Annotated in this window: 22 protein-coding genes; 13 read left to right on the forward strand and 9 right to left on the reverse strand. The window is 71.2% G+C overall.

The features are described from left to right. Window positions 1-164: 164 nt before the first annotated feature. Window positions 165-656, reverse strand: coding sequence for a sigma-70 family RNA polymerase sigma factor (locus tag L3i22_RS41135; RefSeq protein ID WP_255657557.1), 492 nt, complete (start codon window positions 654-656; stop codon window positions 165-167). Window positions 657-831: 175 nt separating this feature from the next. Between L3i22_RS41135 and L3i22_RS54475 the strand changes: the two genes are divergently transcribed. The 5 genes from L3i22_RS54475 to L3i22_RS41160 all read left to right on the forward strand — a co-directional run bounded on the left by L3i22_RS54475 (window position 832) and on the right by L3i22_RS41160 (window position 6004). Beyond that, on the forward strand, window positions 832-3537 hold the full coding sequence (locus L3i22_RS54475; RefSeq protein ID WP_221322844.1) for an AAA family ATPase: 2706 nt from the start codon (window positions 832-834) through the stop codon (window positions 3535-3537). Between the two features lie 112 nt (window positions 3538-3649). After that, a complete protein-coding gene (locus L3i22_RS41145; RefSeq protein WP_221322845.1) occupies window positions 3650-3961 on the forward strand; it encodes a helix-turn-helix transcriptional regulator in 312 nt (103 codons plus the stop codon). 1 nt (window position 3962) lies between these two features. Next, complete coding sequence (locus tag L3i22_RS41150; protein WP_221322846.1) at window positions 3963-4772, forward strand: ImmA/IrrE family metallo-endopeptidase; 810 nt, start codon at window positions 3963-3965, stop codon at window positions 4770-4772. Then, window positions 4769-5374, forward strand: coding sequence for a hypothetical protein (locus L3i22_RS41155; protein WP_221322847.1), 606 nt, complete (start codon window positions 4769-4771; stop codon window positions 5372-5374). Before L3i22_RS41150 ends, L3i22_RS41155 begins: the two co-directional genes overlap by 4 nt. 156 nt (window positions 5375-5530) lie before the next feature. Continuing rightward, window positions 5531-6004, forward strand: coding sequence for a hypothetical protein (locus tag L3i22_RS41160; protein WP_221322848.1), 474 nt, complete (start codon window positions 5531-5533; stop codon window positions 6002-6004). Between the two features lie 129 nt (window positions 6005-6133). On the opposite strand, the gene L3i22_RS41165 is transcribed toward L3i22_RS41160, so the two are convergent. The 4 genes from L3i22_RS41165 to L3i22_RS41180 form a co-directional block, all read right to left on the reverse strand. Beyond that, complete coding sequence (locus L3i22_RS41165) at window positions 6134-6790, reverse strand: hypothetical protein (protein ID WP_221322849.1); 657 nt, start codon at window positions 6788-6790, stop codon at window positions 6134-6136. An 8-nt stretch (window positions 6791-6798) separates the two neighbouring features. Beyond that, window positions 6799-7104 (reverse strand): hypothetical protein, encoded by a 306-nt coding sequence (locus L3i22_RS41170; protein ID WP_221322850.1) that lies wholly within the window; start codon window positions 7102-7104, stop codon window positions 6799-6801. A gap of 171 nt (window positions 7105-7275) precedes the next feature. Next, window positions 7276-8523: a glycosyltransferase family 39 protein gene (locus tag L3i22_RS41175; RefSeq protein ID WP_255657558.1), complete on the reverse strand. Its 1248-nt coding sequence runs from the start codon at window positions 8521-8523 to the stop codon at window positions 7276-7278. A gap of 40 nt (window positions 8524-8563) precedes the next feature. After that, on the reverse strand, window positions 8564-9229 hold the full coding sequence (locus tag L3i22_RS41180) for a TetR/AcrR family transcriptional regulator (protein ID WP_221322852.1): 666 nt from the start codon (window positions 9227-9229) through the stop codon (window positions 8564-8566). Between the two features lie 80 nt (window positions 9230-9309). On the opposite strand from L3i22_RS41180, the gene L3i22_RS41185 reads away from it, so the two are divergent. Further along, complete coding sequence (locus tag L3i22_RS41185; RefSeq protein ID WP_221322853.1) at window positions 9310-10386, forward strand: NAD(P)/FAD-dependent oxidoreductase; 1077 nt, start codon at window positions 9310-9312, stop codon at window positions 10384-10386. Here L3i22_RS41185 and L3i22_RS41190 read toward each other — a convergent pair whose 3' ends face one another. After that, on the reverse strand, window positions 10387-11115 hold the full coding sequence (locus tag L3i22_RS41190) for a hypothetical protein (RefSeq protein WP_221322854.1): 729 nt from the start codon (window positions 11113-11115) through the stop codon (window positions 10387-10389). A gap of 196 nt (window positions 11116-11311) precedes the next feature. Between L3i22_RS41190 and L3i22_RS41195 the strand changes: the two genes are divergently transcribed. From L3i22_RS41195 to L3i22_RS41210, 4 genes are all read left to right on the forward strand, one after another. After that, a complete protein-coding gene (locus tag L3i22_RS41195; RefSeq protein ID WP_221322855.1) occupies window positions 11312-14692 on the forward strand; it encodes an NACHT domain-containing NTPase in 3381 nt (1126 codons plus the stop codon). A gap of 92 nt (window positions 14693-14784) precedes the next feature. After that, entirely contained in the window at window positions 14785-15957 is a 1173-nt protein-coding gene (locus L3i22_RS41200) for a sensor histidine kinase (protein WP_221322856.1), read from the forward strand. Beyond that, window positions 15945-16580: a response regulator transcription factor gene (locus L3i22_RS41205; protein ID WP_221322857.1), complete on the forward strand. Its 636-nt coding sequence runs from the start codon at window positions 15945-15947 to the stop codon at window positions 16578-16580. Before L3i22_RS41200 ends, L3i22_RS41205 begins: the two co-directional genes overlap by 13 nt. Window positions 16581-16800: 220 nt before the next feature. Beyond that, window positions 16801-17172, forward strand: coding sequence for a VOC family protein (locus L3i22_RS41210; RefSeq protein WP_221322858.1), 372 nt, complete (start codon window positions 16801-16803; stop codon window positions 17170-17172). Window positions 17173-17178: 6 nt separating this feature from the next. Here L3i22_RS41210 and L3i22_RS41215 read toward each other — a convergent pair whose 3' ends face one another. Continuing rightward, on the reverse strand, window positions 17179-18150 hold the full coding sequence (locus L3i22_RS41215; protein ID WP_221322859.1) for an SDR family NAD(P)-dependent oxidoreductase: 972 nt from the start codon (window positions 18148-18150) through the stop codon (window positions 17179-17181). Window positions 18151-18251: 101 nt separating this feature from the next. Here L3i22_RS41215 and L3i22_RS41220 point away from each other — a divergent pair, with 101 nt between their 5' ends. Next, complete coding sequence (locus L3i22_RS41220; RefSeq protein WP_255657559.1) at window positions 18252-18923, forward strand: TetR/AcrR family transcriptional regulator; 672 nt, start codon at window positions 18252-18254, stop codon at window positions 18921-18923. Here the strand turns inward: L3i22_RS41220 and L3i22_RS41225 are convergent. Continuing rightward, window positions 18909-19676: a phytanoyl-CoA dioxygenase gene (locus tag L3i22_RS41225; protein ID WP_221322860.1), complete on the reverse strand. Its 768-nt coding sequence runs from the start codon at window positions 19674-19676 to the stop codon at window positions 18909-18911. The two genes, L3i22_RS41220 and L3i22_RS41225, sit on opposite strands and share 15 nt — an antisense overlap. Window positions 19677-19727: 51 nt before the next feature. Between L3i22_RS41225 and L3i22_RS41230 the strand changes: the two genes are divergently transcribed. Beyond that, window positions 19728-21185 carry a peptide MFS transporter gene (locus L3i22_RS41230; protein ID WP_221322861.1) on the forward strand — a complete coding sequence of 486 codons (1458 nt, stop codon included), beginning with the start codon at window positions 19728-19730 and terminating at the stop codon, window positions 21183-21185. A 29-nt stretch (window positions 21186-21214) separates the two neighbouring features. Then, complete coding sequence (locus L3i22_RS41235; protein WP_255657560.1) at window positions 21215-21658, forward strand: hypothetical protein; 444 nt, start codon at window positions 21215-21217, stop codon at window positions 21656-21658. Window positions 21659-21672: 14 nt separating this feature from the next. Here the strand turns inward: L3i22_RS41235 and L3i22_RS41240 are convergent, their stop codons facing one another. After that, complete coding sequence (locus tag L3i22_RS41240) at window positions 21673-23778, reverse strand: MMPL family transporter (protein ID WP_221322862.1); 2106 nt, start codon at window positions 23776-23778, stop codon at window positions 21673-21675. Window positions 23779-23826 lie beyond the last annotated feature (48 nt).

Genomic DNA, 23826 nt, shown 5'->3' on the forward strand with positions numbered 1-23826 from the left:
GCTGATCGTGGGCCGCGCGGGCGCGCATGCTCGTCGGGACCAGCGTTACCCGGGATGCCCTGGTCCTCGAGGTAGGCATCCAGCTCGAGGAAATGCAGGAGCGAGCGCCGCATCTCCCCTGTCCCGGCTCCGCCGAGTCAGGATTGGCAGAACCGACCTGTCGTCTACCGGCTGTCGACGGCGGTGCGCAGCGAGCGCAGCGCGTAGTGGGCGCGGGACTTCACCGTGCCGACCGGAACACCGAGCTGGCGGGCGACCTCGCCCGGGCTGCGACCCCGCACGTACAACTCGGCCAGCACCCGCCGATGCGGCAGGCTCAGATCCCCGATCGCGCGCCGCAACGACTCGACCGCCAGCACCGTCGCCGACGTCTCGTCCGGCCCAGGCTCGTACCGATCGCTGAGGCCAACCTCGGACGGCCGGACCTGCTTACGACGGATGGAGTCGATGGCCACGTTGCGGGCCACCGTGAACAGCCAGCGGCGGGTGCGCTCCGCCCCGGCCGGCAACACGTCGATATGCCGCCACGCCCGGATCATCGTCTCCTGCAGAAGATCCTCGGCACTGGACCGGTTACCCGCGGTGAACCCGGACAGGAAGCCGAGCAGGTCCCGGGAATGCCGGCGGTATATCTCGGTCAGGCGCTCATCGTTCACGCTGCCCACCATGCGAGGACCCGCCCGCTGGTCGCGCCCGTGACGCGTACTGGCCCCCGGGTCCCGTGATTGTCACGGGTCAACCCCCACGTATACGGGACTTCCGGGTTCACCACGGGACCCGTGACGTCCCTTATTGACGGTCCGTGAGCACAGCGCCAAGGATCGAGATGTGTTGCGGGGGCGGAATAGAGAGCAGGCGGCACTGTCCGGCCTGGTACAGGCGGCCCGGGGCGGCCGCAGTGGTGCGCTGGTGGTCCTCGGCGAGGCGGGGATCGGCAAGTCGGCCCTGCTGGACGCGGCGGTGGCGAACACCCGGGACCTGCGGGTGGCAAGGGTGTCCGGCGTCGAGGCCGAGATGGAGCTGCCGTTCGCGGCGCTGCAACGGCTGTGCGGCCCGGTGCTGGATCACCTGGACCGGCTGCCGGGGCCGCAGCGCGACGCCTTGCAGGTCACCTTCGGCCTGCGCGCCGGCCCGGCACCGGAACCGTTCTTCGTCGGCTTGGCAGTGCTGACGCTGCTCGCCGAGGTCGCCACCGAGCGGCCGCTGGTGTGCGTGATCGACGACGCCCAGTGGCTGGACCAGGCATCCGCGCAGACCCTGGCGTTCGTCGCCCGGCGGCTGCTCGCCGAGTCGGTCGTGATGATCTTCGCGATCCGGGAGCAGACCGACAGCCTCGGGAAGCTGCCCGAGCTGCGGATCACCGGCCTGGCCGAGAAGGACGCCCGCGAACTGCTGGAGTCGGTGGTCCGCTGGCCGGTCGACGCCGACGTGCGCGGCGCGCTGCTGGCCGAGGCCCGGGGCAATCCGCTCGCCCTGCTGGAGCTGCCGCTGAGCTGGTCCCCGGCGCGGCTGGCCGGCGGGTTCGGCCTGGCCCGCGGGCACGGCCGGATCGAGGAGAGCTTCCTGCGCCGCATCGACGAGCTGTCCGCAGACGCGCGACTGCTGTTGTTGCTGGCCGCCGCCGACCCGGTCGGTGACCCGTTCCTGCTGCGCCGGGCCGCCGCGAACCTCGGGCTGGGTTCGGAGGCCGGCGACCCGCTGCACGCGGCCGGCCTGCTGCGGATCGGCTCCCGGGTGGTGTTCCGGCACACCCTGGTCCGGTCCGCGGTCTACGGCGCCGCCTCGTCGGCGAACCGGCGCCGGGTGCACGCCGCGCTGGCCGAGGCCACCGCGCGGGAGGCCGACCCGGACCGGCACGCCTGGCACCGGGCGTACGCGACGGCCGGCACCGACGAGACGGTCGCCGCCGAGCTGGCGGCCTCCGCCGACCGGGCCCAGGCTCGGGGTGGCCTGGCCGCCGCGGCGGCGTTCCTGGAACGCTCCGCCGAGCTGACCGCCGACCCGGGCGTGCGCGCCGACCGGGAGCTGGCCGCCGCACGGGCCAAGTACCGGGCCGGCGCGCCGGACGCGGCCGCGGCCCTGCTGGCCGGCGCCGACCTGGGCCCGGCCGACGAACTGCGCGGCGCGATGATCAGCCTGCTGCGCGGGCAGATGGCGTTCGCCTCGGCCACCCGCAGCGCCGAATCACCCGGCCTGCTCGTCGACACCGCCCGGCGGCTCGATCCGCTGGACCCGGACCTGGCCCGGCAGACGTACCTGGAGGCGTTCGCCGGTGCGGTCTTCGTCGGGCGGTTCGCCACCGCGACCGGGCTGGCCGAGGTGGCCACCGCCGCCCTGAAGACCAGCGCCGAGGGCCCGCCCGGGCCGCGTGACCTGCTGCTCGACGGGCTGGCCCGGCTCTACACCGACGGCTTCGAGGCGGGTACCGACCTGATCCGCCGGGCGCTGGCCGACTTCCGGCAGGGCGTCGCCGCGCAGGACGCGATCCACCTGGTCTACGTCGTGTCGCACGCCGCCCACACGGTCTGGGACGACGAGGCGTGGCAGGAACTGACCATGCGGCACCTGCGCAACGCCCGGGCCACCGGCGCGCTCGCCGGGCTGCCGTTCATCCTCTACCAGCGGCTCGCGCTGCACCTGCACCAGGGCGAGCTCGCGCAGGCCGCCGCCCTGGTCGACGAGGTCGACGCGGTCGGGGCGGCCACCGGTGACGGGCAGCCGCCGATCGCCGCGCTCGCGGTCGCCGCGTACCGCGGGCAGGAGCCGGCGGTGTCCGCGCTGCTCGACGAGGTCACCGACACGCTGACCGAACGTGGTCAGGGCGCGGTGCTGACCGCGATGCACCTGTTCGGCGCGGTGCTGCACAACGGGCTCGGCCACTACGCGCAGGCGCAGGCCGCCGCCGAGCAGGCCACCACGTACCAGCTGGAGGCCGGATTCGCCGGCTGGGCACTGGTCGAACTGGTCGACGCGGCGGTCCGCAACGGCGACCGGGCGGCCGCCACCAGGGCGTTCGCACGACTCGCGGCCCGCACCGGGCCCAGCGGCAGCGACTGGGGGCTGGGCGTCGAGGCCCGCTCGCGGGCCCTGCTCACCGAAGGGGCCCCGGCCGAGCCGCTCTATCGCGAGGCGGTCGAGCGGCTGGGCCGCTGCCGCGCCGCCTTCATGCTGGCAAGAACACATTTGGTGTACGGCGAATGGCTGCGCCGCGCGGGACGCAACGGCGACGCCCGCGAGCAGTTGCGGACGGCGTACGACATGTTCTCGTCCTTCGGTGCCGAGGCCTACACCGAGCGGGCCGGCCGGGAACTTGCCGCAACCGGCGCCCCGATCCAGGCTCGCGTCGTCGCCACCCCGACCGAACTGACCCCGCAGGAGCGGCAGATCGCCCGCCGCGCCCGCGACGGCCAGTCGAACACCGAGATCGGCGCCGAACTGTTCCTGAGCGGCCGAACCGTGGAATGGCACCTGCGCAAGGTCTTCACCAAACTCGCCATCAGCAACCGCCGCGAACTACGCACCGCCCTCCGCGACTGACAGCAGCAGTCGACGCCCGCGGCGTTTGCCGGGCTGCTCGCCACCTGCCATCATGAATAGCGGAGGGAGGCTTATTCAGATGTACGTTGACACGCGGAAACTTGGGCTGCGGGTGCGCGAGGCACGGGAAGCGGCAGGCATCTCGCAGGACGCCGCGCGCAGGGCGATCGACGTCTCCCAGCCGACCTACTCGCGGATCGAGAGCGGCGATCGCCCGCTGAAGGGTGACGAGCTGATTCGGCTCGCGGATTGCTTCGGTGTCCGCGCGGCCGTGATCACCGGGCTGCCCGAGGTGCGCGAGCGAGCCCGGTTCGCGGCTCGAACCGACGGTGACCTCGCACCGATGGCCATCATGCGCGAACGCCTCTACGCCTATCTGGAGCTGGACAACTACCTGACCAGCCAGGGCATCACGGGAGCATGACGTGAGCCCCAACGAGCAGCACGCCCAGCAGCTCGCCGACGCGTTCCGGGCTGAGCACGGGCTCGACGACGCCCCGATCAAGGACATGCACGAGCTGGTGCATGCCACCAAGGGCATCGACGTGATCAGCATGAGCGTGCCGGACGCCGAGCACGGCCTGTCGATGTGCGACCCGGTCACCGGCCGGGTCGTCATCGCCGTCGCGACGACACCACATCCCATGCGCCAGCGATCGTCGATCGCCCACGAACTCGGGCACGTCGTCTCCGGCGACCTGGAGCGCGACGCGCGCCTGGTGCCCGGCGAACGATCGCCGGAGGAGATTCGCGCCGACGCCTTCGCCCGTCACCTGTTGCTTCCTCTCGACGGCGTGCGGCACCGCATTCCCGCCGGCACCTCGGGCGGCCTCGCGCTCTCGGCCCTCTCCGACCTGGTCCAGGAGTTCGAGGTGTCCCCGCACCTCGCGGCGATCCAGTTGCGCACGCTCGGCCTGATCGATGCCGGCACCTGCACGGCGTGGAGCGGCAAATCCGCGGCGAACCTGGCGATGACGTTCGGCTGGGCCAGCCAGTACCGCGGCCTGACGGCAGACTCGTCGGCCCCTCGTGCCCCACAGTCGCTGATGGCCCGCGCGGTCGAGGGCTACCAGCGCGGGGTGCTCGGCATCACCGAGCTGGCCGCCTGGTACGGCCAGGACGTCACCGACCTCGAGAACGAACTCGGCACACCGCAGCTGCCTGATCAGCACGACGAGTGGGACGACGACGCCCCGCTCTTCCCCGAGGACCGGCGAGAGGAGCCGGCCTGGTGAGCATCCTGCTTGACGCGGGCCCTTCCCTGAACTTCCTCGCCGTCGGCCAGCAGAACATCCTGATCCAGATCGCGCAGTCGCAGAAGCTTCGCCTCGCGGCACCGGCCCGGGTCGACAGCGAGGTCACCGGGATGAGCCGCAGCGACCGCTTCAAGAACACCGGTGCCCGGACCACCTGGAACACGCTGAAGAGTTCGGGCCGCGTCGAGATCCTGCCCGATGAGCTCACCACCTGGCAGTTCACCGAGGCGGTGGCTCGGATCAGCGGCATGCCGGCCCGCGACCGCGTCCGTGACCGCAGGAGCCTCGGCGAAATCATGGTGCTGGCGCACGCGTCGGTCTTCGTCCAGCAGGGCCACGACGTATTCGTCATGATCGACGAGACCGATGGACGTCGGCGGGCAAGCCGGGAAGCTCAGTGGCTGCGCGACAACGGCCACACCAAACGGCTGGAGCTCTGGTCCACCCGGCGCGTACTGCAGGCGGCGGGCCGTCAGCAGGGCTGGATCGTCGGCGGCCTGACCTGGGAGCAGGTCTACGACCAGATGATCGCCTACGACGACGGGCTGATTCCACGCTCGCAGTGGCGGACGAAACCCTGACACAGCGTTCGGCGGCAATACCTGGAAGGCTGACACTTCTGGGCACACCGGTTCCCGGGACGACAACACCGAAAGCCTGAGAAGCCAGTCGCGGGTCCTCGCCGGCGCCTACGACCAGGTCACCCTCGACAACGGCGCGATTCCGGAGAACTGGCGATGATTCGTCGACGAACCACTGGCGCGGTGGCGGTCTGGATGACCGCCGTGGTATCGGCCTTGTCCGCCTGCTCGGGAATCGCCGTGGAGGCCAAGCCCGAGTCCGATGTGAACGCCGCAGTGCAAAAGCACGCCGATGCCATCGCGGCGCTCGCCGGCAAGGCGCTGGAGAATCCGAAGATGCTCGCCGGCCCATGCTCCGATCCGTTCGGGAGGGACAGCGACGAGGTGTACAGCGTTCAGGGTGTCTACAACCTTGCCCCGCCGGACACCGGGACCCAGTTGGACGTCCTCTCGCGGGTTCGCACCGACTGGAAAGACAAGGGCTACACCGTTACCGACGACAGAACTGTCGCCGCTGACCAAGGTGTCCTGTCCGGCGAGACCAGGGATGGCTACAACCTCGACATCGAGACGGCTTCGCCCGACGGGTTCGCCGTCATCATCAACTCGCCCTGCTTCGAGCGCCCCTGAATCCGTAGCAGCCGTCGATGACCTTGATGATGGTCGAGCAACGGAATGAGCGTTCGACCGAGACCGGCGCTGCCGAGTTTCTGGCCCAACTTGATCAGCACCGCGAGACCCCGCCTGCGGCCGGAGGTCTTACGTGAGCCCAGCTTTGATGGCTGCCATCGAAGCCTTGAGCGCCTCGATAGCCTGCGCTCGGCACTGCGGCTTCTTGTCACCTTTGACGTCCGTGGTGATGTAGTCGAACTGGGCGTTCACCGAGACGTTGTCCATCACGGCCTCGAAGCGGAAGTTGTACTGGTACCCGTGGATGCCGTCCTTGCACGGCTTGCTCGCGCACGGCACCTCGTCGCCCAGAGGATCTGCTTGATCGAGGGTGAGCAGTTCCTCCGCCGTCTCGGGCGTGTACGGCGGGTATCCGGCCTTCGGGATATCCGCGGCCGTGTACCTGCCGTAGTCGAACTCGGCGCGGCCGAAGACGGGTGCCTTGGTCGCCACCTCGTCGTACTCGCCTTCCGGCTCGATATCGCACATCGGCGCATTGGTGGCGAATTTGGTGTAGCTGAACCTCGCGGCGTAGTGGACGGTTCCGGCGGCGGGCAGCGTCACCGTTTTCGCCAGGGTGTCACAGACCGCGCTGAGCTCGGCCTCCGTGGCCTGCTGAGCGCTGGACGCCGCCGGGCGCGCCGACGGGGCCAGCGATTGGGGTGGCTGCGTCGACTCGAGTTCGCCGGGGCTGGCTGACGAGTCGCAGCCCGCCAGCAGCAGAACGACGGCAACACCGGTCACCATTCGCCTGATCATCGGGTCTTCTCCGTCTCGTAGTCGAGCCCGCCAGTGTCGTTGTCGCCCGGGGTCGTGTCGTTGACATACGAGGGTGCACCGGGAATGTGCACTTGCCAGCCGCTGCGATCGGTGTCCCCGGCCCAGTCGCGAGCCCGGCTCGGAGCCTGGCACTGGTGGAACGCGGTCTTGAACGAGCCGTTCTCCCAGCAGGCCGCCGCGACCTCTTTACGCCAACGCTTCGTCAGAGCCTTGCGGAACGCGTTCACTTCGGCTTCGAGCGCGGCGTAGAAGTTGGTGTCGTAGATGATGCCGCCGGCCACGTCGACCTCCCCCGTGAATTTCTGGCTCCCCCTCCTAGCTAGTCATGTGCCAAGCGCTAGCGGTCGGAGCATGAAATTTGTTGATCTAAGCGCCTGCCCTGACCGGCGAACCGCTGGTCAGGGCATCACTCTGAGCCGCCTGACGGAATTGAGCCCGTCGTCCTGCGCTGGTCAGATTGCCTGGCCGGAGATGAACGGGAGCCAGCCGGCGTACCAGCCCGAGAGCAGGGCCAGGGTGGTGAAAACGATGATGAGGCTGCGGTTCGAGACTCGGGCCAGGGCGAGGGCCGGGACCAGCAGGATCGGGAACGCGGGCAACAGATGCCGGGCGGCCATCGAGATGTGCGCGTGTGAGCCGACCGAGAGGATCAGGGTCGCGGCGGCGAAGACCGTCAGCTGCCACGGGCCGCGGCCGACCAGCAGGGCGAGCAGCACGACGAAACCGGCCAGGAACAGCACGGACAGGAGCCGGATCGGCTTGCTGGCGTGGTCGTCGTCGACGCCGATCATGATGTCGGTGACGGTCTTCCAGGCCGATTTCCCGTAGTCCCACTGCGCGCCGAACGTGTTCTCGTGGATCTCGAAGTACCGGTGGACGCTGCCGAGCCGGCCGGCGGCGAACGCGACATAGGCGATCAGGCCGGCCGGGGCCAGGAGCAGCGCGGCGTACGGCCGCCAGCCGCCACGCCGGGAGATCACGGCGACCAGCGCGGCCAGGCCGACGGTGCCGATCAGGGCCGCCGAGGTCGGTCGGCTGAGGCCGCCGGCCGCCGCCAGCAATCCGGCGATCAACCAACGTTCCTTCAGTACGGCGTAGAGCGCCCACGCCGCGAGCGCGGTGAACAGCGACTCGGTGTACGCGCCGTTCTCCGTCATGGCGGCGGGCGCGACCGCCCACAGCACGGCGAGCAGGATCCCGGCGCGGTGACCGTGCACGTGCCGGCCGATCGCGTAGAGGCCCCAGGCAGCGGCGACGGCCGAGAAGAACGAGATGATCAGGCACGCGGTGGCCGGCGAGACGAACGGCAGGAACGTCAGCGGGCGGGCCAGCCACGGGTAGAGCGGGAAGAACATCAGGCGCAGTTCGTACGGCACGCCGTCGGAGTCGACCGCGCCGACCGGGCCGCCCAGTCCGCTGCCGGCGATCTTCGCGTACCACCGGCCGTCCCAGGAGACCAGCGCGTCCAGGATCGAGGTGAAGCCGCGCCACTGGTTGTTGATCGTGCCGTCGGGGTAGACCTGCCGACCCGGGTCGCGCAGGTGCGCGTGGGCGGCCAGCACATACATGACCTCGAGGCTGAGCATGCGGACCATCAGGTAGAGGCCGATCGCGGTGGCGGCGGCCGGGAGCCGGCTCGTGCGCGCGGGGCGCTCCGCTGCGGGGTCGCCCTCGACCGTGTCCGCGCGGTCCTCCGTCACGTGGGGAATCGCGGCCTCCCTGCGTCCGGCGGCAACCATCTTATCGATGCGGATCGTTGCCTGAGGCTATCGCGCCGGCTTGCGCCCCGCGATCCCCGACCTCGGGGTTCGGAAGTTTAACCCGTACCCCAGGATGGTTTTTCCAGCCGTTGGCCAGGAGATCGAAGATGGTCTCGACCGCGGCCCGGCGATCCGGCCGGGCGCTGGTCAGGGCCGGGATCTCCAGGACGAACCGGGCCAGGGTGACGCAGGCCAGGTCGTCGGCGGGGGCGCCGAGCTCGGCGGCGATCGCCGCGCCCAGCGCGCCGGCATGCCGGGTCCACATCCGCTCGGAGTAGGCGCGCAGCGCCGGCGTGCCGTCGACCAGGTGGACGAAGTCGGCGCGCAGCGGGTGCTCGGCGATCGGCAACCAGGTGGCCAGGACGTGCTCGCGCAGAGCGTCCAGGACGTCGCGGCCCGGCGGCCGGTCGCGGACCACCGCGGCGAGGATCTCGTCGCGACCCTCCTCCTGGTCGAAGACCAGCGCTTCCTTGCCGCTGAAGTGCTTGAACAGCGTGGTGGTGGAGACATCGGCGGCCTCCGCGATGTCCCGGATGCCGACCTGGTCGTAGCCGTGCTCCAGGAACAGGCGCAGGGCGGCGTCGGCGAGCGCCTGGCGGGTGGCCGCCTTCTTGCGCTCGCGGCGGCCGATCGGAACCTCGGTCATGGGCCGAGCCTAGCCGAGAGTGGCACCGCCAACAAAGTTGAACCGTTGCACTTTTTTACCGAGTCTGCTTTTCTGTATCCATGACAGCCATCAGCATCATCGGCGCGGGGCCCGGCGGGCTTACCTGCGCCCGCATCCTGCAGCGGCACGGCATCCCGGTGACCGTTTACGACCGCGACCCGCACCGCGCCGCCCGCAACCAGGGCGGCACCCTCGACCTGCACGCCGACGACGGCCAGATCGCGCTGCGCGAGGCCGGCCTGCTCGACGAGTTCTTCCGCTTGGCCCGGCCCGAGGGCCAGGAGATGCGGCAGTATTCGAGCGTCGGCGAGCTGCGCAGCCACCACCTCCCGGCGCCCGACGAGCTGTTCAAGCCGGAGATCGACCGCGGGCAGCTGCGCGACCTGCTGCTCGACTCGCTCGAACCCGGGACCGTCAAGTGGGGTCACGCGCTCGCCTCGACCGACGGGCACGTCCTCAATTTCAAGACCGGCGATGCGGTGGAGACCGAGCTGGTCATCGGCGCGGATGGCGCATTTTCCCGGGTACGGCCGGTGCTCTCGCCCGCCGTCCCGCAGTACACCGGAGTCTCGTTCCTGGAAGCCTGGTTCGACGACGTCGACAACCGGCACGCCGAGATCGCCGCCCTGGTGGGCCAGGGTGGCGCACATGCCGCCGACGGCGAGCGGGGGCTGTTCGCTCAGCGCAACAGCGGCGGGCACATCCGCGTCTACATCATCCGGCGGAACCCGGCCGACGTGACCGGGCTGAGCACCGAGGAGCTGCGGGCGGGGCTGCTGGCCGAGTTCGCCGGCTGGTCACCAGGGCTGCGGCAGCTGGTCAGCGACAACGACGGGGCCTACGTCGACCGGCCGATCATGGTCCTGCCGGTCGAGCACACCTGGGCGCACCGCCCCGGCGTGACCCTGCTCGGCGACGCCGCGCACCTGATGCCGCCGCTCGGCGTCGGGGTGAACATGGCCATGCTCGACGCCAGCGACCTGGCGCTCGCCCTGGTCGGCGCGGCGACGCTCGACGAAGGGGTGCGTGCGTATGAGTCGATCATGCTGCCCCGCTCCGCCGAGATCGCCAAGATGCTCGACGGGCGCGCCGCCGACCTGCTCGACACCGACATCCCGGATTTCGGCGAGCAATGATCAGCGACCGAACCGCCACCAGCGCTTCGCCGCCGGCCGGGTCGGCGCGCTCAGTGCGGCCCCCTCCTCGACCTGCTCCGCGCGCAGCGCCCGCAGCCGGGACGCCGCGTCCGGCACGCCACGCTGCTCGGCCAGGGTCCACCAGCGTTCGGCGACCTCCCGGTCGTGGTCCTCGTAGTAGCGCGCCAGGTTGCCGGCCGCGCCCGCGTTGCCCAGGTCAGCGGCCACGTTCCACCATCGCAGGGCCTCACCCGAGTGCCCCAGGGTGTCGTAGAAACTGCCGAGGTCGTTGGCCGCCTCCGGGTGCCCGCCCTCGTGGGACTGCTCGAAGCGCTGCACGGCGAACCCGTGGTGCCCCTGCCGCATCAGCATGCCGCGGCGATAGTCATGCTCGGCCTGGGCCAGCGCCGCGACTGCCGGGTCCTTCGGCACTCGCTCGGCGAACTTCCGGCGGATCGGCCGCTGGGCGTCGACGGCCCGCTCGACCAGGCGCATCCAGCGGATCAGCGCGACCGTCCGCTGGAATCCGGGAGGTGTTCCGTCGGCGGCCAGGCGCTCCACGGTCCGCTGCAGCTCGGCCGGGGCGCCGGCTTCGAGCGCGCCGAAGATGGTGGTCAGCTCGTGCCCCTCGGGCGTCTGGTCGCCGGGTCGCCCGCCGGCCTCGATCAGCTCGACGATCCGTTCCGCGGCTCGCGCACTGAACAGCAGCTCTTTCTCGACATCGTCCACGCCGTCCCCCATCGCTCGATCCACCATGGACGGTAGTCGTCCGGGTAAAGGCGGGCGGCTCACGGCGTACCGTCGCAATTGTCTTTGGAGGTGAGGCGGCCGGGAGGCGCGCCGCGGCCGGTTGCCGCCGGAGCCTGGCGGAAAAGTCGGACAAGCAGGGCGGGGCGCGGGGCGCGAAGGTGTCTACCGTCGCGGGGTGGCGGGCAGGAAACACCTCTTCAGGCGGCTGATGCTCGCCATGGTCGCGGTTGGCGCGATCGGGCTGGCGATCTGGATGGCGGTCGGCGACTCCGCGACCAATGATGTGCGGGCCAGCGTGGCGAGCCTGTTCGTCGGGCTGTGCGCGCTGGCGCTGACCGTGCTCGACCGGCCGGTCGAGCCGCCGCCGGCCGACTCGGAGCAACTCGCCGACGACCTGGCCGCGACGGTGAACCAGCAGTGGCTCGGCGAGGCGCGGATCCGGGACCTGCGGGATCCGCAGGTGCTGCCGCTGGTCTGGACGAGCGGCGACGCCGGCCCGCTGTTCCGGGTCGACATCGGCGCGTTCGACGAGGTGACCCGGCTGCTGGCCCGCGCCTACCGGTCGGTGCCGGGCGGGCGGCTGGTCGTGCTCGGCGAGCCGGGCGCCGGCAAGAGCGTGGTGGCGGTGCTGCTGACGCTCGGGATGCTCGGCGGGCGTGACGCCGGGGATCGGGTTCCGGTGCTGCTCAACGCGTCCTCCTGGGATCCGGTGTCGCAGGCGCTGCCGGAGTGGATCGTCACGACGCTGGCGGCCACCTACTACGCCGGGGAGCGGCGCATCCCGCAGGCGCTGGTCGACGACGACCTGGTGGTGCCGGTGCTGGACGGGCTCGACGAGATTCCGGAGACGTCACGGCGCAGCGCGATCCGGCGGATCAACGACGCGGTCGGGGCGCACCGGCCGATCATCGTGACCTGCCGGTCCGCGGAGTACGCCGACGTGTTGCGCAACGGCGCGCCGACCCTGCACCGGGCGCCGGTGGTGACCGTGCAGCCGGTGTCCGGGGCGGATCTCGCGGCGTACGTGGAGCTGGTCGGATGGCCGGAGCACGTCGATTGGAAGCCGGTCCTCGCCGAGATCCACGAGAACCCGGACGGGGATCTCGCCGCGGCGCTGAGCACCCCGTTGATGATCTCGGTGGCGCGGGCCGTCTACCGGAACTCGACGGCGGCCGCGAGCCCGGTCGAGCTGCTCGACGTGGAGCGGTTCGACACCCGGCACGCCATCGAGGACCATCTCGTGGACGAGCTGGTCACGGCCTCGTTCGCCGACCGGCCGGGCCGGTGGCCGGCGGACAAGGCGCGCCGGTGGTTGACCTTTCTCGCCGAGCACCTGCATCGGTACCGGGAGCGGGATCTGTCCTGGTGGCGGATGGCGGACCGGCTGCTGTCGCCGTGGACGGCGCCGGCCGTGGGCCTGGTGATCGGGCTGCTGATCATGACCGGCGTGTCGGCCTGGCTCGTCGCGTTCACCGATCCGGACCGGACGACGTTCAGTGACGACACCCTGGGCCCGGGCGCCGTCATCGGTGGCGCCATGACGATCCTGGCCACCGTGCTCTGGTTCGCCGGGGTCGGCGCGGTGCCGAGCCGGCTCGCGATCGCCGTCAAAGGATCCGCGGGACGGCTGCTGTCCGGTTTCCTGGCCGGTTTCTCGGTCGTGGCGATGATTTCCGTGCCGATCGCCGTCGGCCTCGGCGTGGTCGCGTGGATGGACGCCGACTGGACGTTCACGGACACCGTCGAGCTCAGCGACGGCCTGTGGGTCAGCCTCGCCGTCGCGGCGGTAGCGGGGGCCGGGGTGAGCGTGCACGCGCTGCTCAAGGCGCCGCCGGAACGGTCCCGCCAGACCACCCCGGCCGGCCGGCTGACCGGCGACCGCTGGTCGTCGTTGATCGGCGCGGCCGCGGCCGGCGAGGTGGTGGCGCTGATCGTGCTCCCGACGATCATGGTCGGGGTGATCGCCGGTGACGTGACCGGCGGGACGGTGGCGGGGTGGGCCGGATTGTCCGGCACCCCGTCGCTGTGGGCAGAGGGCAGCTCGCCGACGGTCGATCACGATGCCATCGGCCATGTCGTCATGGCGTCCGCGCTCTGCGGTTTCTGCTGCACCGTGCTGGTCCTGCTCAGCCGGGCCTGGCCGCGGTTCCTGGTGCTGCGGGCCGCCCTCGCGGTCCGCGGCCGGGCGCCCTGGCGGCTGATGGCGTTCCTCGCCGAGGCACATCGCCGGGACCTGCTGCGCGAGTCCGGCGGGGTCTACCAGTTCCGGCACATCCGGCTGCAGGAACGGCTCGCCGAACAGGCCGGCGCGACGTTCGGCCGGGCCCGGGGCGGGGCCGTCGCCGGGCCGTGGAGCACCGCTCGCCGGCTCGTCACGGTCGGGGTCGTGGCGGTTCTGGTGATCGGCGGATGGTCGGTCAACGCGATGAACAACCATCTGCACTGCCGGCCGCTGTCCGCGATGCCCGGGCCGGTCGAGCAGGTGCGGATCTTCACCGGGTCCGGATCCGGGTGCTACGGCGTCGTGGCGGAACAGGGGTGGGACGCGCTCGGGCCGCCCCGGGCGGCCGGGGTGGCGAACAGCGGCCGGTACGTGCTGGAGCAGCTGCGCAAAGCCAACGGGTCGACGCCGGCTGACGCGCCCGTCGTCGCGGTCGTCGCGCCGTTCTCCGACCCGGATCCGATCGTCTACGAGTATCTCGTCCAGCAGCTCTCCGGTGTCGCGGTGGCCCAGGTCGGTGGGGGACGACAGGCGCGGGTGGTGCTGTTCGACGCCAAGCCCGGCGAATCGGTCGACGACCTGCTCGGCGCCTGGCGATCGGGAATCCGGCTGAGCGCCGTGATCCGCCTCGGCGACGACCTCGATCAGAGCGAGGCGCGGATCATCGGCCTCGACATGGCCGACCCCTCGTCGGGCCACGAGATGGCGACGACCGCGCCGGCAGACGTGAATTACCTGCTCCGGCGCTACGATCCGGCCGTGCCGGCGGTCGGCGTGGCGGACCCCGAAATCCGGTTCCCGACCAGGCAATACGACGACTGGCGGGTGGCCGGCGGGAACATCTGCGCGGAGCCCGTCCGGTCCATCGGCATCTACACCGGGCCCGGCCACATGATGGACGAGTTCAGTGCCGGAGTGGCCCGATGGTGCGCCAAACCGCCGCCGCTGCTGATCATCCGGCGGGCGGCGGTCGAACACCTGCTGCGCCGATCGCCCCGGGACTATCCGGGGTGGACCTTCTACTACCCCACCGCCGGCGGCACCTCGGTCGTCGGCGGCTGCCGGGGCGTCGACAGCTTGATCGTCGACGGATACCGGACGACCTTTCCCGGGCAGGGCGAGGCCTGCGGCGCGCTGCTGGGCGGCAGCGCGATCGCGGCGTATCGGGCGATGCACACCGTGCAGCAGGCGGCTGGGGAGGCGGATGACCAGGGCGGGCTGGATCAGCGGATCAGGCATCTCGGGCGGGGCTACGGCCGCGAGGCCATCGTGGTGATCCGGATGACGGCCGCCCCGGACGCGGTTCACTGGCGGCTGGACCTCATCAAGCTGTGACGGTGCGGCAAGCGAGGGTGAAGCTAGCACCACCATGAATCCTCATCTCTGCGCTATCGAAGCTCGCGGCCAGCGCTTTTACGCTGTCCACCATGAACAGAGCGTGGAGGGACCTGCTGCGGGCGGTCGGCGCCGGCTTTGCCGGCCTGGCGGGCTTACCCCTTGCTTTCGGTACGGTGGTGAGCCTCCCGATCTGCCCGGTCGCGCTCGCCATGATCCGGCTCGACCGCCGGGTGGCCGACTGGCATCGGCGGCGCGCGTCCGAGATCCTCGGCACACCGGTTCCCTCGCCCTACTCCGGCCCGCCGCGCCGGGACGAGGCCGCGACCTGGCGTGACCTGGCCTGGCTGGTGGCGAGCTTTCCGCTCGGCATCGCCGGGGCCGCGATCGCCGGTGGGCTGTGGATCGGTGCCTTGGAGTGCCTGTTCGCCCCGCTGATCGAGCCGTTCGCCCCGCCCGGGGTGTTCACGCCGCTGATCTACGAGGTCGACAGTCAGCCGGTCGCCTGGCTGACCGTCCTGGCCGCGCCGATCGTCGGGCTGGCCGCGGTCACCGTGCCCGGGCTGGTCAACCGGCTGCGGGCGAGGCTGGCCACGGCCCTGCTCGCACCGACCGAGGCGGAGCGGCTGCGGATCCGGGTCGGGCGGCTCGCCGCCAGCCGGGAGATCGTGGTCGACTCGTCCGCCGCCGAGCTGCGCCGCATCGAGCGGGATCTGCACGACGGCCCGCAGGTGCGGCTGGTGTCGCTGGCCATGCAGCTGGGCATCGCCGAGGACCTGCTCGACGACGATCCGGCGCTGGCCCGCAAGATGGTGGTAGACGCCAAGGGCAGCGCCGGCGAGGTGCTCGGTGAGCTGCGGGACCTGGTCCGCGGTATCCACCCGCCGGTGCTGGCCGACCGGGGCCTGCCCGGCGCGGTCGAGGCCCTCGCGCTGAACAGCGCCATCCCGGTCACGCTCGACCTGAACGTGCCGGGCCGGCTGTCCCCGGCGATCGAGTCGGCGGGATATTTCGTGTTCGCCGAGGCGTTGACGAACGCGATCAAGCACAGCGGCGCGACCCTGGTGACCGCCACGATCACCCACGACGGGTCGACGCTGGTCGTCAGCGTCGCCGACAACGGGCGCGGCGGGGCCGAGCCCGGCGCGGGTGGCGGGCTGCGCGGCATCGAGCGCAGACTGTCCGCTTTCGACGGTAGGGTCACGGTCAGCAGCCCGGTCGGTGGGCCGACGGTCGTGCACATGGAGGTCCCGTGCGTGTCGTGATCGCCGAGGACCAGGCGCTGTTGCGGGACGGGCTGACCCACATGCTCTCGCTCTACGGGTGCGAGGTGGTCGCCGCGGTGGAGGACGGGCAGCAGTTGCTCGCCGCGCTGCGCGAGCACCGGCCGGACGTGGCCGTGGTGGACGTGCGGCTGCCGCCGTCGTTCACCGACGAGGGTCTTCGGGCGGCGGTCGTCGCCCGGGCCGAGATGCCGGGGCTGCCGATTCTGATCCTGTCGCAGTATGTCGAGCGTCTCTACGCCCGGGAGCTGCTCTCCGACCGTGCGGGGGCGGTCGGATACCTGCTCAAGGATCGGGTGAGCGAGGTCCGCGAGTTCGTCGACACGCTGCGCCGGGTCGCCGCCGGGCAGACGGTCATGGACCCGGAGATCGTCGCCCAGTTGCTCGGCGGGACGGACCGGGTCTCCACGCTGACGCCGCGCGAGCAGGAGGCGCTGGCGCTGATGGCCGAGGGGCGGTCGAACGCGGGGATCGGCGCGGCCATGCACATCACCGAGCGGGCGGTGAGTAAGCACATCAACGCGATCTTCATCAAGCTCGACCTGCCCCAGTCCACCGACGACCACCGCCGTGTCCTGGCCGTCCTCGCCTATTTGGACCGCTGACGTCCGCTGCGGCGCGGCCCGGAGCGAGCAGACCGTTGATCTCTGCTGCGGTGCGGCCACGAGCAGGCTTCCGCTGCGGCATGGCGCGCCCGAAGCAGACGTGACCGCTGCGGCGCGCTGCAGGCGGCTGCTGGTGATCGGTGCGGTGGGCGCGCCTGGAAGCACGCGGGGCCGCTGATGACCGGTGCGGTGGGGCGTGTCCCCGCAGCAGACTGGCGGGATGACTGTGTCGCTGCACCACATCGTGATCGACTCGCATGATCTGCCGGCTCAGGCGAGGTTCTGGGCTGCGCTGCTCGGCTGGCGGATTCTGTCCGAGCGGGAGCGGGAGATCGTTATCGGCGCTGACGAGAACGCGGTCGTTGGCATCTGCTTCATGCCGGTGACCGATCGCAAGCAGGGGAAGAACCGGCTGCATCTCGACCTCGCTCCCGGCCCGGACGGGCGGGACGCGGATGTGGAGCGGGCGCTTGCGCTCGGGGCGCGCCGGGTTGACGTCGGGCAGCTCGGCACGGAGTCGTGGACCGTGCTCGCCGACCCTGAAGGCAACGAGTTCTGCGTCCTGCGCCCGAAGACGACGCTCATCGCCTGAGCTGGGTTACCTCGCGGTGGCCGGGGAGGTCGGCTGGGACTGGGCGACAGGGAACTTCACGCCGGTCAGGGCTTCGGAGACGGTCCACAAGCGCTGCTGGACAGGGACCTCGTGGGACTGGGGGCTGGAGGTGACGAGCCGGGGGTGGCCCTTGATTTCGTTGCGGCCGCTGGGGCCGTAGTACTGGCCGCCGAGTGCGGACGGGTCGGTGGCGGCGCGCAGGGTCGGCAGGGCGCCCATTGCCGGGGGCTGGGTGATCAGCGGGGTGAGCCAGGTCAGTGGGAGGCGCAGGGCCGCGGGGGTGTTGCGGGCCAGCTCGGTGCTGGACATGCCGGGGTGCGCGGCCAGCGCGGCGGTGGCGCCGTGTGCGGCGGTGGTGCCGTGTGCGGCGGTGGTGCCGTGTGCGGCGAGGCGGCGCTGCAGCTCGTAGGTGAACATCAGGTTGGCCAGCTTGGACTGGCCGTAGGCGCCGACCCGGCTGTACGACCGCTCCCACTGCAGGTCGTCGAAGTGGATCGCGGCCCGGATCCGGTGGCCGGTGCTGCTGACCGTCACCACGCGAGAGCCGGGCACCGGCAGCATCAGGTCCAGCAGCAGCCCGGTGAGCGCGAAGTGGCCCAGGTGGTTGGTACCGAACTGCAGCTCGAAGCCGTCCTGGGTGGTCTGCTTCGGGGTGTACATCACGCCGGCGTTGTTGATCAGCAGGTCGAGCCGGTCGAATCGGGAGCGCAGGGCCGCCGCCGCGGTGCGGACGGAGTCGAGCGAGGTCAGGTCCAGCGCCTGCACGGTCACGTCGCCGGTCATGCCGGCCGCGGCCCGCTCGCCCTTGGCGACGTCGCGCACCGCGAGCACCACGGACGCGCCGCGCTCGGCGAGTGCCTTGGCCGTCTCATAGCCCAGCCCGGTGTTCGCGCCGGTCACCACGGCGACCCGGCCGTGCTGGTCCGGGATGTTGGCGGTCGTCCATTTCTCGCTCATGCGGAGCTCCTTATAACGTACCGAAGGTATTTTCTGACAAGGACGACGTTAAAGTACCCTCGGTACGTTGTCAACGTACCGGAGGTACCTAAGTTAGGCTGGTGATCGTGACTTTCCAGCGGGCGCGAACCGAGGAGCAGCGGGAGATCCGCCGGCGGGCGATCCTCGACATGGCATCGGCAATGCTCGACGAGATGCCGGTGGCCGCGGTGACCCTCAACGAGCTCAGCCGCCGGGTCGGCCTGGCGAAGCCGAACGTGCTGCGCTACTTCGAGTCCCGCGAGGCGGTGCTGCTGGAGCTGCTGGACCACTTCCTGAAGCAGTGGCTGGCCGAGCTGGCCGGCGAGCTGGCCGACGGGGTCGACGAGAGCCGGCCGATGGCCGAGCGGGCGACCGCGGTGGCCGCGATCCTCAGCCGGTCGCTGTCCGACCGGGTGGTGCTGTGCGACCTGTTCGGCGCGCAGGGCAGCGTGCTGGAGCACAACGTCTCGGTCGAGGTGGTGACCGGTTACAAGCGCGCGGCGCTGGAGCGGCTGACCACGATGACCGAGCTGATCCAGAAGTGTCTGCCGGAGCTGGGTGGGAACGCGACGCTGTTCAGCCTGCAGACCATGGTGATGGCCGGCGCGCTGTCCGCGTACAGCACCCCGCCCCCCAGCCTGCAGGCCGCCTACCAGGCCGAACCCGAGCTGGCCCGGTTCCACCTGAACCTGAGGGACTCGCTGGAGCTGGCCCTGACCGCGACGCTGCTGGGTGTGCTACCCCGCCCCTGAGTCGTCGGCGAGGCCGTCGACGATGGCGCGGGCGACCGGGGAGGGGTCGGTGCCGTCGAGCGGGAAGCCCTCGGCCCAGATGGCCGGCTGGGCCATCATCCGCGGCTCGGTGCCACGATGCGGCCAGGTCGCGGTGTGCACGATGAACGGGTGACACAGGTAGACGTCGCCGGCCAGACCGATCGCGTCCGCCGTGGTGCGGCAGAACGTCGACGGCCGCAGCAGCCCCGGGACGTCAACGCCGGGCATCCCCGCCTCGCCCCGGGTGGCCAGGGCCGCCGCGGCGAACCGGTGCGAGCCGAGGATCAGCTTGGTCGGCGCGTCGTCCGGGCCGACGTCGGAGAACAGGAACAGGGCGAGCAGGCCGCGGTCCTTCGAGTGGACGTTCGCCCACCAGCCGTCGCCGCCCCACCACGAGCCCTCGATGTGCCAGCCGACCTCACCCGGGTACGCCTCGGACGGGAACCGCACCGGCACGGTGCCGCCCACGTTCGGGTCGGCGCGCCACCGGCCGGGGCCGATCAGCAGGTCATAGGCCGCACGCAGGGCCGGTGACGCCGCCGCCGCACGGAACGGCTCGCCGCCCGGGGTGTTGATCCGGACCGCCGGGCGCCAGGTGCCCGGGTCCTCCGCACGTACCCCCTGGTCGGCAAGCGAAGCCCAGATCGCGGCGCGGCAGGAGGCCGCGGTGTCGGCGTCGAACGCGCCGCGCACCACGGTGTAACCGTCCCGCACGAATCCATCGACATCCATTCGCCCATCGTCGGCGCGGTTGCCACCGGGCGCCACCGGGTATCCGATGCCATGGCTGAGACCGCGCCCGTCACGCATTCCGGGAAGACGTTCTTCGGGCAGCCGCGCCCGCTGGCCAACCTGTTCGGGGTGGAGCTGTGGGAGCGGTTCTCGTTCTACGGCATGCAGGGCATCCTGCTGATCTACCTGTACTACTCGGCGGCCGAGGGTGGGCTCGGCATCGACCAGGGCACCGCCACCAGCATCGTCGGCGCGTACGGCGGCGCGGTCTATCTGTCCACCGTGCTCGGCGCCTGGGTCGCCGACCGGCTGCTCGGCTCGGAACGGGTGCTGTTCCTGAGCGCGGTGCTGGTCATGCTCGGTCACATCGCGCTCGCGGCGCTGCCCGGCCTGGCCGGTGTCGGGGTCGGCCTGGTGTTGATCGCGGTGGGCAGCGGCGGCGTGAAGGCCAACGCCACGTCGCTGGTCGGCACGCTCTACGGCGAGCACGACGAGCGCCGCGACGCCGGGTTCTCGCTGTTCTACCTGGGCATCAACCTGGGGGCGCTGGCCGGGCCGCTGCTGACCGGGCTGCTGCAGGAGAACGCCGGTTTCCACTACGGCTTCGCGCTGGCCGCGGTCGGCATGGCGATCGGGCTGGTGCAGTACACGATCGGGCGGCGGAACCTGCCCGAGGCGGGGCGCGAGGTGCCGAATCCGCTCGGGCGCGAGCGGTGGCCGCTGGTCGCCGGGGTGTTCGCCGCCGGGGTGGTGGTCATCGTGGTCTCCGCGCTGACCTGGCTGACCGCGGACCGGCTGTCGAGCGTCGTGGTGGTGCTGAGCATCCTGGCGGCCGTCGCCTACTTCGCGGTGATCCTGAGCAGTCGCCGGATCGACGGGACGGAGCGGCGGCGGGTGCTGGCGTTCATCCCGATGTTCCTGGCCAGCGCGGCGTTCTGGTCGCTCTACCAGCAGCAGTTCACGGTTGTCACGATCTACAGCGACGAGCGGCTGGACCGGACGCTGGGTGGCTGGGAGATGCCGGTCTCCTGGGTGCAGTCGATCAACCCGGTCTTCATCATCGTGCTCTCCGGGGTCTTCGCGGCGCTGTGGACCCGGCTCGGCGAGCGGCAGCCGTCCAGCCCGATCAAGTTCGCCGCCGGGACCGTCATCATGGGCGTCGCGTTCCTGCTGTTCCTGCCGTTCGCCGGGGGTGGGCCGAACAGCACTCCACTGATCGCGCTGGCCGGGATCCTGCTGGTGTTCACGATCGCCGAGCTGCTGCTCTCCCCGGTCGGGTTGTCGTTGACGACGAAGCTGGCGCCGCGGGTATTCCGTACGCAAATGGTGGCTTTGTTCTTCTTGTCGATCGCGCTGGGGACCGCCGCGTCGGGCACGCTCGCCGGCTTCTACTCCGCCGATCATGAGACGGCGTACTTCGGTATCCTCGGCGGCGTGGCGATCATTCTCGGACTCGCGCTGGCCGCTGGCGCCCGCCCGATCTCTCGGCTGATGGGCGGCGTGCGCTGAAGCCGATCGCGGTCTTCGACGTCGACGGCGTGGTCGCCGATGTGCGGCACCGGCTGCGGCATGTCGAGAAACGGCCGAAGAACTGGGTCGCGTTCTTCGCCGCGGCCCATCGTGATCTGGCGTTGCGGCCCGGGGTGGATCTGGTGCACGAGTATGCCGAGGATCATGAGCTGGTCTGGCTCACCGGGCGGCCGGAGCGGCTGCGGGCGGTCACCGAGCGATGGTTCGAGGAGCACGATCTGCCGGCCGGGCGGCTGTTGATGCGACCCGATCACGACCGTCGGCCGGCAAAAGATTACAAAGCTTTCCGGGTACGGCGGTTGGCCGCCGAGGGAACCGTCGCGGTGATCGTCGACGACGACCCGGAGGTGATCAAGCGCCTGGAGCGGGAGGGTTTCCCGGTGCGGCTGGCGGACTGGGTGCCGCACCGCAAATCCCTGCGCCAGGCCCAGGAGCGCGACGGCCGGACCTGACCGCCGCCGCCCTTTCACTGCGCGGCCGAGGTCCGCGGCCGGGCCGGATCGCCGCTATCGGCCGGGGTGCGCGGCCTGGCCGGGAGTGGCGCCTTCCGGTCCGGGCGGCCGGGGCGCGCCGGCCACCAGAACCAGCGGCCCAGGTCGAGCGCGATCGCCGGGACCAGGATCAGCCGGACCAGCATCGCGTCGAGCAGCACCGCGACCGCGACCAGGATTCCGATCTCCTTGAACGCGACCTGCGGTGCCAGGGTCAGCGCGGCGAACGTCGCGGCCAGCACCACGCCCGCGCTGGTGATCACGCCGCTGGTCGCGGCGAGCGCTCGCAGCAGCCCCTCGCGGTAGCCGTGCGCGGCGATCTCCTCGCGGGCCCGGGAGAGCAGGAAGATGTTGTAGTCGGCGCCGAGCGCCACCACGAACAGGAACCCGATCAGCGGCAGCTGCACGTCGACCGCAGGGAAGCCGAAGACGTGCCGGAAGATCAGCCAGGCCGCACCGAACGCCGCGGCATACGACGCGACGACCGTGGCCATCAGGACCAGCGAGCCGGTGAACGCCCGTAGCAACACCAGCAGCAGGATGAGGACCACGCCCAGGACCAGTGGGATCACCACGTTGTGGTCGTGGGTCTGGGCCGCGTCGCGTTCCATCGCCTCGGCGGTCGCGCCGCCTACGCTCCCCCGCTGCCCGACGACGTCGCGGATGCGTTGGACGGTCGCGCGGGCCTCGGTCGAGTCGACCGGTGCGGTCAGCACGGCGTCGGTGCGTACCAGGGTGCCGTCGGTCGAGCGGACCGGCTCGCCTACCGACGCCACGCCCGGCAGGGCACGAATTTCCGCGGTCAGCGGGATCGCGGCGACGATGCGGACCGGCTTGGTCTGGCCGGCCGGGAAGTGCGTGGCCAGCAGTTCCTGGCCGGCGATCGACTCCGGGTGGCCGGTGATCGCCTGGTCGCTGGTCAGGCCGATCCGCATGCCGGACATCCCGGCGGTCAGGCCGGCCAGCACCAGCAGGCCGAGCAGCCACACCGTGCGCGGCCGCCGGGCGATCCAGTGGCCGGCGACCTGTGGGTCGGACGTCGCGCCGGTGCGCGGGCGCCGAGCGGTCAAACCGCCCGCTACCTGCGGGTCGGGCGTTGCGCCGGCGCGTGGGATCAGCGGCCAGAACACGCGGCGGCCGAGGATCAGCAGCAACGCCGGGAACAGCGTGGTCGTGCTGAGCAGGGCGGCGACGACGGCGATCGCGCCTGCGCTGCCGAGGGCGTGGTTGAAGCCCATGTCCGCGGCCAGCAGACAGAGCAGGCCGAGGCTGACGGTGGCGGCCGACGCGACGATCGCCGGGGCGGCGCCGCGCAACGCGACCCGCATCGCCTCGTGCCGGTCCGGGTGCCGGCGCAACTCCTCGCGGTAGCGGGCCAGCAGCAACAGCGCGTAGTCGGTGCCCACGCCGTAGATCAGCACGGTCACCACCGCGGCGTTCTCCGGGTCGACGGTCAGGCCGGCGTGCGCGCCGAGAATGTACTGCGTGGCGCGGGCCAGCAGGACCGCCAGGCCGACGTTGAGCAGGGGCAGGATCCACAGCAGCGGGCTGCGGTACACGATCAACAGCAGCAGGATCACCACACCGAGCGTGACCAGCGTGATCGTCCGGTCGGTGCGCTCCTTGGCGTCGGCCGCGTCGAGCGCGGCGCCGGCCGGGCCGGTCAGTTTCACGGTCAAACCCGGAGAATCAACGGCAACATTTTCCCGTACGGCACGGGCCGCGCCCGCCAGCGTGGCCGGATCATCGGGGAGCGGGACGACCAGGATCGCGGCCTGCCCGTCGGCGGAGGTCACGGGGTTTCCGCCGTACCGAAGCCGGTCTTGCTCGATTTTGATCTTGTCTTGTCGGGTGAGGCCGGAGTCGCGCTGGTAGACGACGATTGCCGGGGCGATGCCGCCGTCCGGGAAGCGGGCCGCGAGCTCGGCGACCCGGGTAGCGGGCGCGCCGCGCGGCATCTCCGCGACGGTGGCGTTGACGTGCAGGTCCTCGAGTCTGCCGGCGAGCGGGACGGCGGCGGCCGCGATCAGCAGCCAGAGCAGCGCCGTCCACCACTTGCGGCGTCGCAGTTTGTCGGTCATGGCCGGTTTACCTCCGTTTTGGCCGCCTATGAGCTGTGCGTGCCTTCA

This window comes from Actinoplanes sp. L3-i22, from assembly GCF_019704555.1.
GTDB lineage: Bacteria > Actinomycetota > Actinomycetes > Mycobacteriales > Micromonosporaceae > Actinoplanes.